The 19032-nt window shown below is 60.1% G+C and carries 12 protein-coding genes; 6 read left to right on the top strand and 6 right to left on the bottom strand.

Annotated elements, in window-relative coordinates; all coding sequences use genetic code 11:
- Positions 1-59: 59 nt before the first annotated feature.
- From zipA to ATI02_RS27500, 3 genes are all read right to left on the bottom strand, one after another.
- Positions 60-920: a cell division protein ZipA gene (gene zipA, locus ATI02_RS27510; RefSeq protein WP_095189463.1), complete on the bottom strand. Its 861-nt coding sequence runs from the start codon at positions 918-920 to the stop codon at positions 60-62.
- 259 nt (positions 921-1179) lie between these two features.
- Positions 1180-4668, bottom strand: a complete 3489-nt coding sequence (gene smc / locus ATI02_RS27505) for a chromosome segregation protein SMC (RefSeq protein ID WP_100847915.1) — start codon at positions 4666-4668, stop codon at positions 1180-1182.
- A gap of 2 nt (positions 4669-4670) precedes the next feature.
- A complete protein-coding gene (locus ATI02_RS27500) occupies positions 4671-5330 on the bottom strand; it encodes a GntR family transcriptional regulator (RefSeq protein WP_095189461.1) in 660 nt (219 codons plus the stop codon).
- 290 nt (positions 5331-5620) lie between these two features.
- On the opposite strand from ATI02_RS27500, the gene xdhA reads away from it, so the two are divergent.
- The 4 genes from xdhA (at position 5621) to guaD (ending at position 11761) form a co-directional block, all read left to right on the top strand.
- Positions 5621-7075, top strand: a complete 1455-nt coding sequence (xdhA, locus tag ATI02_RS27495; protein WP_100847914.1) for a xanthine dehydrogenase small subunit — start codon at positions 5621-5623, stop codon at positions 7073-7075.
- Complete coding sequence (gene xdhB / locus ATI02_RS27490) at positions 7068-9467, top strand: xanthine dehydrogenase molybdopterin binding subunit (RefSeq protein ID WP_100847913.1); 2400 nt, start codon at positions 7068-7070, stop codon at positions 9465-9467. Before xdhA ends, xdhB begins: the two co-directional genes overlap by 8 nt.
- Positions 9468-9585: 118 nt before the next feature.
- Positions 9586-10443, top strand: coding sequence for a xanthine dehydrogenase accessory protein XdhC (gene xdhC, locus ATI02_RS27485; protein WP_095189458.1), 858 nt, complete (start codon positions 9586-9588; stop codon positions 10441-10443).
- A 13-nt stretch (positions 10444-10456) separates the two neighbouring features.
- Positions 10457-11761: a guanine deaminase gene (gene guaD, locus ATI02_RS27480; RefSeq protein ID WP_100847912.1), complete on the top strand. Its 1305-nt coding sequence runs from the start codon at positions 10457-10459 to the stop codon at positions 11759-11761.
- Between the two features lie 145 nt (positions 11762-11906).
- On the opposite strand, the gene ATI02_RS27475 is transcribed toward guaD, so the two are convergent.
- Positions 11907-12671, bottom strand: coding sequence for a GntR family transcriptional regulator (locus tag ATI02_RS27475; protein WP_007961054.1), 765 nt, complete (start codon positions 12669-12671; stop codon positions 11907-11909).
- A 356-nt stretch (positions 12672-13027) separates the two neighbouring features.
- On the opposite strand from ATI02_RS27475, the gene ATI02_RS27470 reads away from it, so the two are divergent.
- The gene (locus ATI02_RS27470; protein WP_100847911.1) at positions 13028-14218 is read left to right on the top strand and encodes a benzoate/H(+) symporter BenE family transporter; all 1191 of its coding nucleotides are present in this window, start codon (positions 13028-13030) and stop codon (positions 14216-14218) included.
- A 129-nt stretch (positions 14219-14347) separates the two neighbouring features.
- Here ATI02_RS27470 and ATI02_RS27465 read toward each other — a convergent pair whose 3' ends face one another.
- Positions 14348-14692 carry a YggL family protein gene (locus ATI02_RS27465; protein ID WP_095189455.1) on the bottom strand — a complete coding sequence of 115 codons (345 nt, stop codon included), beginning with the start codon at positions 14690-14692 and terminating at the stop codon, positions 14348-14350.
- A gap of 234 nt (positions 14693-14926) precedes the next feature.
- Between ATI02_RS27465 and dacB the strand changes: the two genes are divergently transcribed.
- Complete coding sequence (gene dacB / locus ATI02_RS27460) at positions 14927-16387, top strand: D-alanyl-D-alanine carboxypeptidase/D-alanyl-D-alanine endopeptidase (protein WP_100847910.1); 1461 nt, start codon at positions 14927-14929, stop codon at positions 16385-16387.
- A 136-nt stretch (positions 16388-16523) separates the two neighbouring features.
- Here the strand turns inward: dacB and ATI02_RS27455 are convergent, their stop codons facing one another.
- Entirely contained in the window at positions 16524-18905 is a 2382-nt protein-coding gene (locus tag ATI02_RS27455) for a sensor domain-containing diguanylate cyclase (RefSeq protein ID WP_100847909.1), read from the bottom strand.
- Positions 18906-19032: the final 127 nt, after the last annotated feature.

Genomic DNA, 19032 nt, shown 5'->3' with positions numbered 1-19032 from the left:
ACAGGGATCGCGTTCCTCTGTAGGAGCTGCCGAAGGCTGCGATCTTTTGATCTTGGCCTTTAGCGCTTCTGGGTCAATGCGCGGCGTTCGAATTCGACGATGCGCTGACGGTAGTGCTCGATGGTCTGCGCAGTGAGGACGCTGCGCTGGTCATCTTTCAGCTCGCCGTTCAGTTCCTGCGACAGCTTGCGAGCTGCCGCCACCATCACGTCGAAGGCTTGCTTGGGATGACGCGGACCTGGCAGGCCGAGGAAGAAGCTCACGGCCGGGGTGCTGAAATGGTCGATGTCGTCCAGATCGAAGATGCCCGGCTTGACCGCATTGGCCATGGAGAACAGCACTTCGCCGTTGCCGGCCATGCTTTCGTGACGGTGGAAAATGTCCATTTCACCAAAACGCAGACCGCTTTCCAGAATGTTCTGCAACAGCGCCGGGCCTTTGAAGCCGGCGGCGTCGCGGCAGATCACGCTGATCACCAAAACTTCTTCAGCTTGCGGCTGATCCTTGTCGACCACGGCAGGCGCAGGCTTGCTGTCTTCGACGAAGTCGTCACGGCTGCTGAAGCTCGGGCCGCCGTCCAGGTCCAGGTCGAGGTTCAGGTCGCCCTGGGCCGGACCGTTGCTGCCGCGCTTGCCACGTTTCGAACCGGATTCGCGAGGCTCGCGTGCTTCGCGGGCCGGCATGCTCACCGACGGCAGATCGTGCTCGTCCAGTTGCGGTTCTTTGTGCGTATCCAGAACGCGGGCCGGGCCCAACAGCTCGGCGCTGGTGTCCTCGTCCGGCAGGTTGGACAGACTTCGGTCAAGACGGAATTTCAGTTTTCCCTTGCCGCCGCGCATACGGCGCCAGCCATCGAAAAGAATACCGGCTATCACAATGATGCCGATGACGATCAGCCACTCGCGCAGACCGATTTCCATGTAATCCCGTGCCTCTATAAAAAATGCCGAAAAATAAGGGGTTTACACTGTGCAAACCGCTTTAAAACGTGGCGCCAACTCTATGTTCTGACAGGCGTTTTGCCCACGTATACGAAAAATTGACATTAAACTAGCACGACCAAAGACAACTTTACACCGTCTGTCTCATTGGCTTGCGCGAATATGTCGATTGGCCAGCAAGTCGAAGCCGGTAAAAAAGTCCTACAACCCTCTAATACCTTTCCGACACCACATTGGCTCAGGCGTCCACCATCGCCATCGCCTCCTCGACATCCACGGCTACCAGTCGCGAACAACCTGGCTCATGCATCGTTACGCCCATCAACTGCTCGGCCATTTCCATGGCGATCTTGTTGTGGGTGATATAGATGAACTGCACGGTCTGCGACATCTCTTTGACCAATCGTGCGTAGCGTCCAACGTTAGCGTCATCCAGTGGCGCGTCAACCTCATCGAGCATGCAGAACGGCGCCGGATTCAATTTGAAGATCGCAAAAACCAGTGCCAGTGCGGTCAGGGCTTTTTCCCCGCCGGAGAGCAAATGGATGGTGCTGTTCTTCTTTCCTGGCGGCTGCGCCATGATCGTTACCCCTGTATCGAGTAGATCTTCGCCCGTCAGTTCCAAATACGCCCGTCCACCACCGAAAACTTTTGGAAAAAGTGCCTGTAAACCGCCATTGATCTGATCAAAGGTATCTTTGAAACGGTTGCGGGTTTCCTTGTCGATCTTGCGGATAACGTTTTCCAGGGTCTCCAGGGCTTCGACCAGATCGGCGTCCTGAGCATCCAGATAACGTTTACGCTCCGATTGTTGCGTGTATTCGTCGATGGCCGCGAGGTTGATCGCACCCAGGCGCTGAATCCGCGCATTGATCCGTTCGAGTTCTTCTTCGGCTTCGCGTTCACTGGCCTGCGCCGTCAACGTCGCAAGCACGCCATTGAGATCGTAGCCGTCTTCGAGCAGTTGATCCTGCAATGCCTTGCGGCGCACGGTCAGGGCTTGCCATTCCATGCGTTGCTGTTCGAGCTGGCCACGGATCAGTTGCGATTGCTGCTCGGCTTGAGTCCGGCGTTTTTCCGCGTCGCGCAGTTCGCGATCAGCATCTTCCAGGGCGATCTGCGCGGTCTTGAGTTCCTCGTCAACCGTCATGCGTTTGTCGAGCAGCTCTTCAAGTTTGAGGCGCAGCTCTTCCAGCGGCGCCTCGCCCTCCTCCAGATTCAGACTCAACTGTTCGCGCTTTTCGGTCAGACGCTCGGCCTGCATTTCCAGACGTTCCAGCGCCTGGCGCGTGGAGTCGTGCTGGGCGCGCAACGATCCGAGCCGCACGGCCAACTGATGCGCGTGATCCTTGTGCTGCCGCGCTTCCTGACGCACGCGATCGAGGCGTTCGCGCAAGCTGTCGCGCTGGGCCAGCAACAATTCACGCTGCTCGGTATCCAGCGCCATGGCGTCCAGCGCTTCCTGCAATTGCATGCGCGCTTCGCCGACTTGTTCGTGCTCAAGCTCGCGTTGTTCACCGAGTTCGACCAGCTCTTCATCAAGACGCGTGCGGCGCAGCGTCAGTTGTTCGGCCTTGGCTTTGCCGGCAGACAACTGGGCTTTCAATTCACCTTGCTGACGGGCTTCGTCCTGCAGCAAACGACGCAAATGTTCGCGACCGTTTTCCTGCTGACGCTGTTGCGCACGCAGGGTTTGCAGGCGGGTTTCCATGGCCTCGACGGTGGCTTCTTTCTCTTCGCGTTCCAGATGCAGCGCCTCGATTTCCTGGCCACGGGCGAGCATGCCACTTTCGGCTTCACTGGCGCGACGCACGCGCAGAAAGTGCCGACCGACCCAGTAGCCGTCGCGGCTGATCAGGCTCTGCCCGGCGCTCAACTGACCGCGCAAGGCCAACGCCTGCTCCAGACTGTCGACCGGTTTGACCTGACCGAGCCACGGCGACAGATCGATCTGCGCCTCGACTTTATCCAACAAGCTGCCGGCCACGCGTGCGCCATCGGTGCCGGGGCTGAGCAGGCGCAAATCGCCTTGGGTGAAACCGGACAGATCGAAGCCGCTGAAATCATCGACCAGCACCGCTTGCAGATCCGCGCCGAGCACGGTTTCCACCGCCAGCTCCCAACCCGCTTCCACCTTCAGGCCTTCGGCCAGACGCGGACGTTCAGCAAGGTTGTGTTCCTTCAGCCATTCGGCGGTGCCGGTGCCCGGATCGAGCGCGGCTTGCTGCAAGGCTTCCAGAGAAGCCAAGCGACCGTTGAGGCGCTGCAAATCACCCTGCGCCTGTTGCTGCGCGGTCAACGCTTGCTGCAACTCCTGACGCAGTTGTTCGAGCTTTTCGACTTGGGCCTCTTCGCTGGTCTGCAAATCTTCGAGGGTCGCTTCGGACTCGGCGAGCTGCTCGTTGAGTTCCATGATCGCCGCGTCTTCCGGATCGGCCGACAGCAGCGCGCGCTCTTCGCCGAGGCGTTTCTGCCGGTCGGCCAGGCGCTCCATGCTGGTTTCCAGTTGCTGGATGCGCGACTGCTGCACTTCGGCCTGGCGGCGCGGTTCGGCAGCGGTCAGGTTGAACGTGTCCCACTGCTCCTGCCAGCCGTGCATGACGGCTTCGGAATCTTCCAGCGCAGCGGCGGCCTCTTCGGCGGCGGCGCTGGTGACTTCCTGCTCGGGCGTGAGCATGTCCAGCTCTTCGCCGAGGGTCAGCAGCAGCGTGCGGTCATGACCCAGGTGAGATTCGGTTTCCAGGCGCGCGCGCTCGGCTTCTTTCAAGTCGTCCTGCAACTGGCGCAAGCGTTGCTGACCATGCTGGATGCTCTGCTCGACCCGGGCAATGTCGCCGCCGACCGAATAGAAGCGTCCCTGCACCAGATTGAAGCGTTCCGACAGATCATGGTGCCCGTCGCGCAGGCGCTCGATGGCCGCGTCAGCGTTACGCTGCTCGGCAACCAGCGCTTCGAAACTGACTTCCTGGGTGCCGATGATCGACTCGCGCTGGCCGACCTGATCGTTCAGATCCTGCCAGCGCAAGGCCGACAGCTGCGCCTTGAGCTGACGCTCCTCGGCTTTGAATTCCTGATACTTCTTGGCGGCCTCGGCCTGGCGGTGCAAGCGTTCGAGTTGACGCTCAAGCTCGTCGCGCAGGTCAGTCAGACGGGCGAGGTTTTCATGGGTGCGGCGGATGCGGTTTTCGGTCTCGCGCCGACGTTCCTTGTACTTTGAGATGCCCGCGGCTTCTTCAATAAAGTTGCGCAGATCTTCAGGTTTGGACTCGATCAGCTTGGAGATCATCCCCTGCTCGATGATCGAGTAACTGCGCGGGCCGAGGCCGGTGCCGAGGAAGATATCGGTGATGTCGCGACGACGGCATTTGGTGCCGTTGAGGTAATACGTGGTCTGGCTGTCGCGGGTGACTTTGCGGCGAATGGAGATTTCCGCGTAAGCCGCGTATTCGCCCAGCAGTGTGCCGTCGGAGTTGTCGAACACCAGTTCGATGCTCGCCTGGCTCACCGGTTTACGACTGGTCGAGCCGTTGAAGATGACGTCGGTCATCGACTCGCCACGAAGGTTCTTCGCCGAACTTTCGCCCATCACCCAGCGTACGGCGTCGATGATGTTCGACTTGCCGCAACCGTTCGGCCCGACGACCGCCGCCATGTTACTGGGGAAGTTCACCGTGGTCGGGTCGACGAAGGATTTGAATCCCGCCAGTTTGATGCACTTGAGCCGCACGCTTAGGCGACCGTCAGGGCAGACACCACCAGATCGCAACTGCGCTGGGCGTAAGCCGTCAGCACGATGCGGATCTGCGGCAGATCACGGGCAAGCACAGCGGCCAGCAAGCGTTCGAACAGTTCGAGGAATTCGCTCATTTCGGCCTTGCGCTGTTCGAGGGCGAGGAAGTACGCGCGGCTCATGGCCGGTTGCAGGTTCTCGACGGTCTCTTGCAGGTACGGGTTGTTGGCAAACGGATAGGCGGCGCGCATCACCGCGAAGCTGTCATCGACAAACGCGCGGATGTCCTGACGCTCGTAGCTGGCGGTCAGGCGCTGCTGGATCTGCACGAACGGCGCCATGTCGGCCTGGGTCTGCCAGCCATCGGCCACCGAGTTGCCGAGCAGGATGTACAACTCGCTCATCAGCGTGCACAGGCTCTGCACCTTGTGCGCCGTCAGTTCGGTGACGTGCGCGCCACGGCGCGGCAGGATAGCGATCAGGTGACGGCGCTCGAGGATCAGCAAGGCTTCGCGGACCGATCCGCGGCTGACATTCAGTGCCAGCGTGACCTTCTGTTCCTGGATGCGCTCTCCCGGCTTCATTTCGCCACGAATGATGCGTTCGGCGAGGTGGTGAGCAATTTGCTCGGCGAGGCTGTCCGGCGCCTTGAACGTCATGGTTGTCCTTCAAACTCTATCGATCTGCACAAGCGGCGCAGTGTAGCGCAAATGCACGGGCATGGCGGAGTGCCCACTCAGCGGTTTTTGGCACGAATCCCGCAACTTTCTATAGAAAAACAAACAAAAAACCAGGTGACTCAATGAGGGTCAATACTGAATAGACACGTTGCTGATCGACGAAATGCGTTTTCTTGACCTTTAGGTCAGAAAACCATTGACCGAAAAGTCAGAGATGCTAAATTCGGCTCAAGTCGGTTAACAACAATAATGAGTCTGCGAGGCCTTCCGTGATCCAGTTTTTACTTAACCAGGAACTCCGTAGCGAGCACGCCCTGGACCCGAATCTGACTGTGCTCAATTACTTGCGTGAACACGTAGGCAAATCCGGCACCAAAGAAGGTTGCGCCAGCGGTGACTGCGGCGCCTGCACCGTGGTGGTCGGCGAGTTGCAAACGGATGACGATGGTCGCGAACACATTCGCTATCGCAGCCTCAACTCGTGCCTGACGTTCGTTTCGTCGCTGCACGGCAAGCAACTGATCAGCGTCGAAGACCTCAAGCACCAAGGCGAACTGCACAGCGTGCAAAAAGCCATGGTCGAGTGCCACGGTTCGCAGTGCGGTTTCTGCACCCCCGGTTTCGTCATGTCGCTGTTTGCCCTGCAAAAGAACAGTGATGCCCCGGATCAGGCCAAAGCCCACGAAGCGCTGGCCGGCAACCTCTGCCGCTGCACCGGCTACCGGCCGATTCTGGCCGCTGCCGAACAATCCTGCTGCGGTAAGCAACCGGACCAGTTCGATGCCCGCGAAGCGGACACCATCGCTCGCCTCAAAGCCATTGCCCCGACCGATATCGGCGAACTCAACAGCGGTGACAAACGCTGCTTGGTGCCGCTGACCGTCGCCGATCTGGCCGATCTCTATGACGCTTATCCACAAGCGCGACTGCTCGCCGGCGGTACCGATCTGGCACTGGAAGTCACCCAGTTCCACCGCACCTTGCCGGTAATGATCTACGTCGGCAACGTCGCCGAGATGAAGCGCATCGACCGCTTCGACGACCGCATCGAAATCGGCGCGGCCACCGCCCTCTCCGACTGCTACGAAGCGCTGAACGCCGAATACCCGGACTTCGGCGAATTGCTGCACCGCTTCGCCTCCCTGCAAATCCGCAACCAGGGCACCCTCGGCGGCAACATCGGCAACGCCTCGCCGATTGGTGACTCGCCACCGCTGCTGATCGCCCTCGGCGCACAGGTGGTGCTGTGCAAAGGCGAAACCCGCCGCACCCTGAACCTGGAAGATTACTTCATCGATTACAAAGTCACGGCCCGTCAGGAAAGTGAATTCATCGAGAAGATCATCGTCCCACGCGCCAGCGCCGAGCAGTTGTTCCGCGCCTACAAAGTCTCCAAGCGTCTGGACGATGACATCTCCGCCGTCTGCGCCGCGTTCAACCTGCGCGTCGAAAACGGTGTGATCACCGATGCGCGCATGGCGTTTGGTGGCATGGCCGCGATCCCGAAACGCGCCACCCACTGCGAGGCCGTGCTGATCGGTGCACCGTTCAACAACACCGTGATCGAACGCGCCTGCGCCGCACTGGCCGAAGACTTCACGCCGCTCTCGGACTTCCGCGCCAGCAAGGAATATCGCCTGCTCAGCGCGCAGAACCTGCTGCGCAAATACTTCATCGAACTGCAAACACCGCACATCGAGACTCGGGTGACCGCTTATGTCTAACCATCACGCCGTAGAGAAGACCCAGGCTGAATTGGCCGAGCTGTTCGCCAAGGACCTGACCACTGGTGTCGGCCGCAGCGTCAAGCACGACAGCGCCGCCAAGCATGTGTCCGGTGAAGCGCAGTACATCGATGATCGGCTGGAATTCCCGAATCAGTTGCACCTGTATGCACGCCTGTCGGACCGCGCCCACGCAAAAATCATCAGCATCGATACCAAGCCCTGCTACGCCTTCGAAGGCGTGCGCATTGCCATCACCCACGAAGACGTACCGGGCCTGAAAGACATTGGCCCGTTGATGCCCGGCGATCCGCTGTTGGCCATCGATGACGTGCAATTTGTCGGTCAACCGGTGCTGGCCGTGGCGGCGAAAGATCTGGAAACCGCACGCAAAGCGGCAATGGCCGCGATCATCGAATACGAAGATCTCGAGCCTGTACTCGACGTGGTTGAAGCCCTGCGCAAACGCCACTTCGTGCTCGACAGCCACACCCACCAACGTGGTGATTCGGCCGGTGCGTTGGCCACGGCTGAACACCGCATTCAAGGCACGCTGCACATTGGCGGTCAGGAACACTTCTATCTGGAGACGCAGATCTCCTCGGTGATGCCAACCGAAGACGGCGGCATGATCGTTTACTGCTCCACGCAAAACCCGACCGAAGTGCAGAAACTGGTCGCCGAAGTGCTCGACGTTTCGATGAACAAGATCGTCGTCGACATGCGCCGCATGGGCGGCGGTTTCGGTGGCAAGGAAACTCAGGCCGCGAGCCCGGCGTGCCTGTGCGCGGTGGTCGCGCACCTCACCGGTCAGCCGACCAAGATGCGCCTGCCGCGCGTCGAAGACATGCTGATGACCGGCAAGCGTCACCCGTTCTATGTCGAGTACGACGTCGGTTTCGACAGCACCGGGCGCCTGCACGGGATCAACATGGACCTGGCCGGTAACTGCGGCTGCTCGCCGGACTTGTCCGCGTCGATCGTTGACCGGGCGATGTTCCACTCGGACAACTCGTACTACCTCGGCGACGCGACCATCAACGGTCACCGCTGCAAGACCAATACCGCGTCGAACACCGCGTACCGTGGTTTCGGTGGCCCGCAAGGCATGGTCGCCATCGAAGAAGTGATGGACGCGATTGCCCGCCACCTCAACCTCGATCCACTCGCCGTGCGCAAGGCCAACTATTACGGCAAGACCGAACGCAACGTCACCCATTACTACCAGACCGTCGAGCACAACATGCTCGAAGAGATGACCGCCGAACTGGAAGAAAGCAGCCAGTACGCCGAGCGCCGCGAAGCGATTCGTCGCTACAACGCCAACAGCCCGATCCTGAAAAAAGGCCTGGCGCTGACCCCGGTGAAATTCGGCATCTCCTTCACCGCGAGCTTCCTCAACCAGGCCGGTGCGCTGATCCACATCTACACCGACGGCAGCATCCACCTGAACCACGGCGGCACGGAAATGGGCCAAGGCCTGAACACCAAAGTCGCGCAGGTCGTGGCCGAAGTGTTCCAGGTCGAAATCGACCGCGTGCAAATCACCGCGACCAATACCGACAAGGTGCCCAACACCTCGCCGACCGCTGCGTCGAGTGGCGCTGACCTTAACGGTAAAGCCGCGCAGAATGCCGCCGAGATCATCAAACAACGTCTGGTCGAATTTGCCGCACGGCACTTCAAAGTCAGCGAAGAAGACGTCGAATTCCACAACGGCCATGTGCGCGTTCGCGATCACATCCTGACTTTCGAAGCGCTGATCCAGCAGGCGTATTTCAATCAGGTCTCGCTGTCGAGCACCGGTTTCTACAAGACCCCGAAAATCTACTACGACCGCAGCCAGGCCCGCGGCCGTCCGTTCTACTACTTCGCCTTCGGCGCGGCGTGCTGCGAAGTGATCGTCGACACCCTGACCGGCGAGTACAAGATGCTGCGTACCGACATTCTTCACGACGTCGGCGCCTCGCTGAACCCGTCCATCGACATCGGTCAGGTTGAAGGTGGCTTCGTGCAGGGCATGGGCTGGCTGACCATGGAAGAGCTGGTCTGGAACAACAAAGGCAAGCTGATGACCAACGGCCCGGCCAGCTACAAGATCCCGGCCGTGGCGGACATGCCGCTGGACTTGCGGGTGAAGCTGGTGGAAAACCGCAAGAACCCGGAAGACACGGTGTTCCATTCCAAGGCTGTGGGTGAGCCGCCGTTCATGCTCGGGATTGCCGCGTGGTGTGCGATCAAGGATGCAGTGGCGAGCCTCGGTGACTACAAGCATCAGCCGCAGATCGATGCGCCGGCGACACCCGAGCGGGTGTTGTGGGGGTGTGAGCAGATGCGCCAGCTGAAAGCGGTGAAAGCCGTTGAAGCTGAAACCGAGTTGGCTCCGCTCTAGGACCGAGGCGCGGCCATTCGCGAGCAGGCTCGCTCCCACATTTGGAATGCATTCCCCTGTGGGAGCGAGCCTGCTCGCGAAGAGGCCCGAACAGACAACGATGTTGTAGGGGTGAACTATGTACAACTGGATCGACGCCCTCGCCGACCTGCAGAACCAGGGCGAACCCTGTGTGCTGGTGACGATCATCGAAGAACTCGGCTCGACGCCACGCAATGCCGGCTCGAAAATGGTCGTCAGCGCCAGACAGATCTTCGACACCATCGGTGGCGGGCATCTGGAATACAAAGCCATGCAGATCGCCCGCGAGATGCTCGCCAGCGGCAAGCAGGACACCCATCTGGAGCGCTTCAGCCTGGGCGCCAGTCTGGGCCAATGCTGCGGTGGCGCCACCGTGTTGCTGTTCGAACCGATGGGCCAGGTGCAGGCGCAGATCGCCGTGTTCGGTGCCGGCCACGTCGGCCGCGCACTGGTACCGTTGCTCGCCAGCCTGCCCTGCCGGGTGCGCTGGATCGATTCGCGGGAAGAGGAATTCCCCGAACAGATTCCCCATGGCGTGCGTAAAATCGTCGCCGAAGAGCCGGTGGATGAAATCGATGACCTGCCCGCCGGCAGCTACTGCATCGTCATGACCCACAACCATCAGCTGGATCTGGAGCTGACCGCCGCGATCCTCAAGCGCAACGATTTCACCTGGTTCGGCCTGATCGGCTCGAAGACCAAACGCGCCAAATTCGAACACCGCTTGCGTGATCGCGGTTTCGACGCCAGCGTCGTGCAACGCATGCGCTGCCCGATGGGCATCAGCGAAGTCAAAGGCAAACTGCCTGTGGAAATCGCCATCTCCATCGCCGGCGAAATCATCGCCACCTATAACGCCAATTTCGGCCAGCACACCGCCAGCGCCGAACCGATTGCCAAACTGCTGCCCGTTTCGCGCCGCAGTGAAGCCGCCAAACTCAAAGCCTCAAATTGATTAGAGAACCCTCATGCCTCTGACTCGCAAAGCCTACCGCGCCGCCATCCTGCACAGCATCGCCGACCCCGCCGACGTCGGGATCGAAGCCTCCTACGAATATTTCGAGGACGGCCTGCTGGTGGTCGATGGCGGCAAGATCAGCGCCCTCGGCCACGCCAGCGAACTGCTGCCGACCCTGCCGGCGGACATCGAGATCAACCACTATCAAGATGCGCTGATTACTCCAGGCTTCATCGACACCCACATCCACCTGCCGCAAACCGGCATGGTCGGCGCCTATGGCGAACAACTGCTCGACTGGCTGAACACCTACACCTTCCCGTGCGAAAGCCAGTTCGGTGACAAGGCCCACGCTGACGACGTCGCCGACATCTTCATCAAGGAACTGCTGCGCAACGGCACCACCACCGCACTGGTGTTCGGCAGCGTGCACCCGCAGTCGGTGAACTCTTTCTTTGAAGCGGCCGAGAAGCTTGATCTGCGCATGATCGCCGGCAAAGTGATGATGGACCGCAACGCCCCGGACTATCTGACCGACACCGCCGAATCGAGCTACGTCGAGAGCAAGGCGCTGATCGAGCGCTGGCACGGCAAGGGTCGTCTGCACTACGCAGTCACCCCGCGTTTCGCCCCGACCAGTACCCCGGAACAACTGACCCTCGCCGGGCAATTGCTGACCGAATACCCGGATTTGTACATGCAGACCCACATCAGCGAGAACCTCAAGGAAATCGAGTGGGTCAAGGAACTGTTCCCGGAGCGCAAGGGCTACCTCGACGTTTACGATCACTACAAACTGCTCGGCGAGCGCTCGGTATTCGCCCACGGCGTACACCTGTGCGATGACGAGTGCGCGCGTCTGGCGGAAACCGGCTCGGCGATCTCGTTCTGCCCGACATCTAACTTCTTCCTCGGCAGCGGTTTGTTCAACCTGCCGATGGCCGAGAAGCACAAATTGAATGTCGGCCTCGGCACTGACGTCGGCGGCGGCACCAGTTTTTCCCTGCTGCAAACCCTGAACGAAGCTTACAAAGTCATGCAGTTACAAGGTGCGCGGTTGAGTCCGTTCAAGTCGTTGTACCTGGCCACACTGGGCGGTGCGCGGGCACTGCGTCTGGAAGACAAGATCGGCAACCTGCAACCGGGCAGCGATGCCGACTTCCTGGTGCTCGATTACAACGCCACACCGCTGCTCAGCTATCGCTTGAAGCAGGCCAACAACATTGCCGAGACGTTGTTTGTGTTGATGACGCTGGGCGATGACCGCACGGTGCAGCAGACGTATGCGGCGGGTGCGCTGGTGCATCAGCGCTGAGTTTTCCCCAGGCAAAAAAATCCCCCGGTGGCGTTCACCCCGGGGGATTTTTATTGCCTGTCAGGACACCTTCGCGCTCCCACATTTGAAATGCATTCCCCTGTGGGAGCGGGCTTGCTCGCGAAGGCCGCGACTCGGTATCAGCTCAAAGCTTCGCCGCAGGACGCCCCGGCTTCTTGGTCTGCAACAAATGCGAGAACACTGCATGCAGATCATCCGAAGCGCTTTCCTCGTCGAGGTTAAGCTTGCTGTCGATGTGATCCATGTGATGCATCATCAGGTCGACCGCCAGCTCACCGTTGCGCGCTTCGATGGCGTCGATCAACTGAGTGTGTTCGTCATAGGAACAATGCGAGCGGTTGCCGCTTTCATACTGGGCGATGATCAGCGAGGTCTGCGAGACCAGGCTGCGCTGGAAGCTGATCAACGGCGCGTTCTTCGCCGCTTCCGCCAGTTTCAGGTGAAATTCACCCGACAAACGAATACCGGCGCCGCGATCACCGCGCGAGAAGCTGTCGCGCTCATCGTTGACCATCTGGCGCAGCTCGGCAATCTGTTCGGCGGTAGCGTGCTGCACAGCCAGTTCAGTGATCGCACGCTCGACCAGACGGCGGGCCATGAACACCTGGCGAGCTTCCTCAACGCTCGGGCTTGCAACCACGGCGCCACGGTTTGGCCGCAACAGCACCACGCCTTCATGGGCCAGACGCGATAAGGCGCGGCGAATGATGGTGCGGCTGACCCCAAAGATTTCCCCCAGCGCTTCTTCGCTCAACTTGGTGCCGGGCGCCAGACGCTGTTCGAGGATGGCCTCGAAGATGTGCGCGTAGACAATATCGTCCTGGGTTCCGCTGCGGCCGGCTTTGCCTGCTCGCGGTTGTTTCTTGAGGGGTTGCAACTGTTCGTTCATGGGCACTCGAGTCGGGAGAACTGCGGCGAATAGACCGTGACTGTAATACGGCACAGTAGGTCGCTGGCAAGTATCGCGTAAAAAACAGCGCGATTGTACACAATGGATGGTGGCAACACGACTGTATGGCTGTTTGTGACCACGGCTGTATTGCAACGATCCGTTACGATTGAGTTTAGGCTTGATCGCAGAATCCGCCTTCAGCACACAATCCCTGTGGGAGCGAGCCTGCTCGCGAAAGCCATGTCACATTCAAAATGAATGTCGACTGACACACCGCCTTCGCGAGCAGGCTCGCTCCCACAAGGATTTGCGCTGTGGCGGGGATCTTCATTGATATAAGGAACACCGCCGTCATGAACGACGCCACGCACACGCAACTGCGCCCCATCTCCGACACATCGCCCTCGGCCATCGTCGCCGGGTTCATCGCGATGATGACCGGCTACACCAGTTCACTGGTGCTGATGTTTCAGGCCGGGCAAGCGGCGGGCCTGAGCAGCGGGCAGATTTCTTCGTGGATCTGGGCGATTTCGATCGGCATGGCGGTGTGCTCGATCGGCCTGTCGCTGCGCTATCGCACGCCGATCACCATTGCCTGGTCGACGCCAGGGGCGGCGTTGCTGATCACCAGTCTGAGTGGCGTCAGTTATGGCGAAGCCATCGGCGCCTACATCACTTGCGCCGTGCTGGTGACCATTTGCGGGTTGACCGGCAGTTTTGAACGACTGGTCAAAAAGATTCCGGCCTCACTGGCGGCCGCGCTGCTGGCGGGAATTCTGTTCAAGATCGGCAGCGAAATCTTCGTCGCCGCGCAACACCGCACCGGTCTGGTGCTGGGGATGTTCTTCACTTATCTGCTGGTCAAACGCCTGTCGCCACGTTATGCCGTGCTGGCCGCACTGCTGATCGGCACGGCGCTGTCGGGTTTCATGGGGCTGCTGGACTTCAGCGGTTTTCATCTGGAAGTGGCGACGCCGGTGTGGACAACGCCGCACTTCTCCCTCGCCGCAACCATCAGCATCGGCATTCCGCTGTTTGTCGTCGCCATGACCTCGCAAAACATGCCTGGTATCGCCGTGCTGCGTGCCGACGGCTACAACGTCCCGGCCTCGCCGCTGATCACCACCACCGGCATCGCCTCGCTGCTGCTGGCGCCATTCGGCTCCCACGGCATCAACCTCGCCGCCATCAGCGCGGCAATCTGCACCGGGCCGCACGCCCATGAAGATCGTAACAAGCGCTATACCACAGCGGTGTGGTGCGGAATTTTCTACGGCATCGCCGGGGTGTTCGGCGCCACATTGGCGGCATTGTTTGCCGCGCTGCCGAAGGAACTGGTGCTGTCGATTGCCGCACTGGCGTTGTTTGGTTCGATCATCAATGGCTTGAGCATTGCCATGACCGAGGTGAAGGAACGTGAGGCGGCGCTGATCACCTTTATGGTCACGGCGTCAGGGTTGACGCTGTTTTCCATCGGTTCGGCATTCTGGGGGATTGTGGCGGGGGTTTTGACGTTGGTGATTTTGAATTGGCGTAAAGCTTAAAAGCAAAGATCGCAGCCTGCGGCAGCTCCTACAGGGTGTACACCATTCCCATGTAGGAGCTGCCGCAGGCTGCGATCTTTTGATTCACGAAAAAAAACGGCGACCTTCAGGTCGCCGTTTTTTTCAGTGTCACTTAGCCGCGTTGATCGGCTTTTCCGGATACCAAACGTCCAGCAGCGGGCTGATTTCAGCCTTGGTCAGCTCGGAACGGTTTTTCAGCCAGGCTTCAACGGCAGCACGCTGCTCTTCGTTGACCGAGCCACGCTTCTGCAGGCATACCAGACCGAAGTCGTCGCCGCCAACATAACCCAGACCGTTGGCTTCCATGGCTTCTTTGATGAATGCTTCGAGGAAAGCGTCAATGGCTTCTTCGGACAAGTCTTCTTTGAAGTCCAGGTTCAGTTCGAAACCCAGCTCTTGAAATTCATCAACGCACAGTTTTTTGCGCAGACGCTGGGAACGGTTAGTCGCCATTGGAACAATCCTCTTAAGTAAATACGGCGGGCACTTTACCAGTTTAAGACGTCAATTGCCCGCCTCTATGGACGCTGCGGCCGACCGCCTGTAAAAAAATCACCGATTAGCCCCCTCCGGGACGGCACAAGCGGTAACACCTTGGGGCATAATGCCGACACTTTCATGACCACTGAGGGCTTTTTCATCCATGTCCTCGCCTTTTTTCCCCTCTTCTGCAGGGTTTTATTTCATATGATCAAATCGTTGCGTCCTCTATTGCTGGCCGGCCTTCTTCTTCCTCTGGCCCTGCCTGTTTCTGCTGCCACCATCAACACTTCCCTCACGCCTAACGTCGAAAAAGCCCTGAAGGCCAGCAAGCTGCAGCCTTCGGCCCTGTCGCTGGTCATGGTGCCGCTGGACGGCCCGGGCAACCCGACCGTGTACAACGCCGACGTGTCGGTCAACCCGGCCTCGACCATGAAACTGGTCACCACTTATGCAGCGCTGGAAATGCTCGGCCCCAATCATCAATGGAAAACCGAGTTCTACACCGACGGCGACCTGAACGGCGGCATCCTCAACGGCAACCTCTACCTCAAGGGTGGCGGCGATCCGAAACTGAACATGGAAAAACTCTGGCTGTTGATGCGTGACCTGCGCGCCAACGGCGTGACGCAGATCACCGGTGATCTGGTGCTGGACCGCAACTTCTTCGTGCAGCCGCAACTGCCGGAATTCAATGACGACGGCAACGACGAGAACAAGCCGTTCCTGGTCAAGCCCGACTCGCTGCTGGTCAACCTCAAGGCCCTGCGCTTTGTCGCCCGCAACGATGGTGGGCGTGTGCTGATCTCGGTGGAACCGCCGATTGCCAGCATCCGCATCGAGAACACCGTCAAAGCCCTCAACTCCAAGCAATGCACCGGTGGTGTGCGCTACAACCCGGTGGCGCAACCCGATGGCAGCGTGACCGTCACCGTCGCCGGGCAACTGGGCGAAGGTTGCAGTTCGCAAACCTACCTGTCGCTGCTCGACCACGCGACCTACACCGCGGGCGCCGTGCGCGCGATCTGGAAGGAACTGGGCGGCAGCATTCAGGGCAAGGATCGTCTCGCGGCGACCCCGAAAAACGCCAAGCTGCTGGCCCGCGCCTACTCGCCGGATCTGGCGGAAATCATCCGCGATATCAACAAATACAGTAACAACACCATGGCCCAGCAACTGTTCCTGAGCCTGGGGCAGAAATTCCGCAACGACGCCGACGGTGACGACGCCAAAGCCGCGCAACGTGTGGTGCGTCAGTGGTTGGCGAAGAAAGGCATCACCGCGCCACATCTGGTGATGGAAAACGGCTCCGGTCTGTCCCGCGCTGAACGCGTCAGCGCCCGCGAGATGGCTGGCATGCTGCAGGCGGCATGGCACAGCCCGTATGCCGCCGAATACATCAGCTCGTTGCCGATCGCCGGCACCGACGGCACCATGCGCAAACGCCTGAAGACCACCGCGATGCGCGGCGAAGCCCACGTCAAGACCGGCACCCTGAACACCGTGCGCGCGATTGCCGGTTTCAGCCGCGACGTCAATGGCAATACCTGGGCGGTGGTGGCGATCCTCAACGACAAGGCGCCGTTTGGTGCGTCGTCGGTGCTGGATCAGGTGCTGTTGGATCTGTATCGCCAGCCGAAGACGGCCCAGACGGCTTCGGTCCTGTAACCCAAGTTCAAGCAACACCACAAAACCCTGTGGGAGCGAGCCTGCTCGCGAAGGCGTCAGGTCAGTCAATAAATGTGCTGACTGATACACCGCCTTCGCGAGCAGGCTCGCTCCCACATTGGTTTGGTGGCAGGGCCTAACTCATCTGCTCGACCCGATCCCGCCCGCGCTGCTTCGCCATGTACACACCGGAATCGGCGCGCAGCAGCAGCGAATCGGCGCCCTCGCCCGGTCGCCAACTGGCGATACCGAAGCTCGCGGTCACCACGCCGACCACATCCACCGGTGCACTGCGCAAGCCACGCCATAACTCCTCGGCCAGCCTGTACGCGTGTTGGCCGTCGATGTCCGGGCACAACACCATGAACTCCTCGCCACCCAAGCGGCAGAACACATCGGTGCGCCGCAAGCGATGGCCGATGCGTTCGCACACGGCTTGCAGTACCCGGTCGCCGACGGCATGGCCGTACTGGTCGTTGATGCGTTTGAAATGGTCGATGTCGAGCATGATCACCGACAGCTCACCACCGCCGCGCTCGACTCGGGCCATTTCGGTGGTCAGGCGCTCCTGAAAGTAGCGGCGGTTATGAATACCGGTCAATGAATCGGTCACCGACAACGCGCGCAGTTCTTCCTCCACGCGTTTGAGGTCGGAAATGTCCGAGATGTAGCCATGCCACAGCACCCCGCCGCCGGGCAGCTCTTCCGGCGTCGCCTCACCGCGCACCCAGCGCAGGCCGCGTTCGGGCAACTGCACACGGTACTCCTCGCGCCATGGGCTGAGGTCGTCGGCCGAATCACGGATCGACGTACGTACACGGGTGATGTCTTGCGGGTGGATGCGAGAAAAGATCGCCTCGGCGTCGAGCAACAGCACGTCCGGCTCCAGCTCGTAAATATCGCGAATACCATCGCTGGCATAGATCACGCTGAAACGCCCGCCGAACTCCATTTTGCATTGATAGATACCGCCCGGAACGTGGGCGCTGAGCTTCTTTAACAACACGTCCCGCGCCGCCAGCGCCTCGTGTACGCGCTTGCGCTCGGTAATATCGATGCAGATTGCCAGATGCCCGACCCACAGGCCCTGCTCGTCCAGGACCGGGGTAGCGAGCATGTTCACCGGCAGATGACTGCCATCGCTGCGCACCAGCGTCCACTCACGGGCCTCATGGCCGCCGACTTCACCGCCCTCGACCAGCATCGCGTGACAGTTGGGTATGCGCTTGCCGTACCGCGCGCTCAACTCGGCGGAACGTGCCATCAACTCGCGTGGCAGATGCAGATTTTCCAGGGTCATGCGGCCGACGACATCGCCAGCGCTGTAGCCGAGCATCTGTTCCGCGCCGGGGTTGAAGGTGTTGATCACGCCGCGCAAATCGGTGGCGATGATTGCCACTTGGGTGGCGGCATTCAGCACGCCACGCAGCTGCCCGTGAGTGCCGCGCAGCTCCTGTTCACGCTCGTGCAATTCCTGCGTGCGCAACTCGACCAGGCGCAGGGCCCGCTGGCGTTGGCTGACCAGCACATAAAGCAACGCACTGAGCAGCACACTCAGCAAGCCACCCAGAATGATCACGCTGCCGACCGAGGAATGGTTGGCCTGGATAAAGGCATCGCTTGGCAGGATGTCGACCTGGTAGTCATGGTCAGCCATACGCACCAGCCGCGTCACCGCCAGATCACTGGGGGCCGGTTCATTGGTGGACTCGAACAACACCTCGTGTTGATCATTGGTCGACAGGTCGAGAATGCGCACTGACAAATAGTCGTGGAACGCATCCGGCAAGCCATCTGCCAACAACTGGCGCATGCTGATCACTGCCATCACGTAGCCCGACGGCGGTCGCTTGCCTTCGCGCAGCACCGGCGCGACCAGCAGCACACCGCGCGCATAGGACGGCTCGATGCTCACCAAATGCAGCGGTTGCGACACTGCCAGATTGCCGAGTTTGTCGGCACGCTGCAGGGTGTCGCGGCGCAGGGGTTGCGCCAGCAGGTCGTAACCCAGCGGCGAGCCAAGGCGGCTTTGCGTCTGGCTGTATAGCACCGGCACGTATTCATCACGGTCGGCGGCCAGTTGCAATTCGCCCTGCGTGTTGAGTTCACGAATCGTAAAGGTGCTCAGGCCTTCATCACGCACACGCTGTTCGAACGCGGCGCGCTCGGCAGCGCTGACCCTGGGCGCAAACGAATAGGCCTGGGTACGCAGCAACAAGGGTTGGGTATAACCGTCGAATTCGGCACGGGACACCGATTCGGAGTTGGCGAAGAAGCGGCGCAGACCATCGAGCCGTTGTTCCTGATCCTGAAAGCGCTCTTCGATGCGGCTGTAACGCTCATTGGCCAGCAGTTGGAAGCGCTGACGCAGTTGGTGCTGAAATTGATTGAAGGTCGCCCAGGCAAGCAGCCCCGTGAGAATCCCGCCGGCGAGCAATACCAGCATCGCGACCAGCCAGGCCGAGACGTCTTCGCTGATAAAACCCAGAATCTTCGGGCGCACGGGGTGCAACGACATAAGGGCAACTCACTACGCCAGTTATTCCGGGGAAGGCCCCCCTTTGGCCATGAGTGATTTATAGCTATTAGCCATTAATTTGGCTAGCGCTGAACGGATCCAAGAGCCTTTAAAAATCAAGGCTCTG

Source organism: Pseudomonas baetica (assembly GCF_002813455.1).
GTDB classification, from domain to species: domain Bacteria; phylum Pseudomonadota; class Gammaproteobacteria; order Pseudomonadales; family Pseudomonadaceae; genus Aquipseudomonas; species Aquipseudomonas baetica.
Note: the sequence above shows the minus strand (reverse complement) of the source record. Positions and strands in the feature narration are given on the sequence as shown.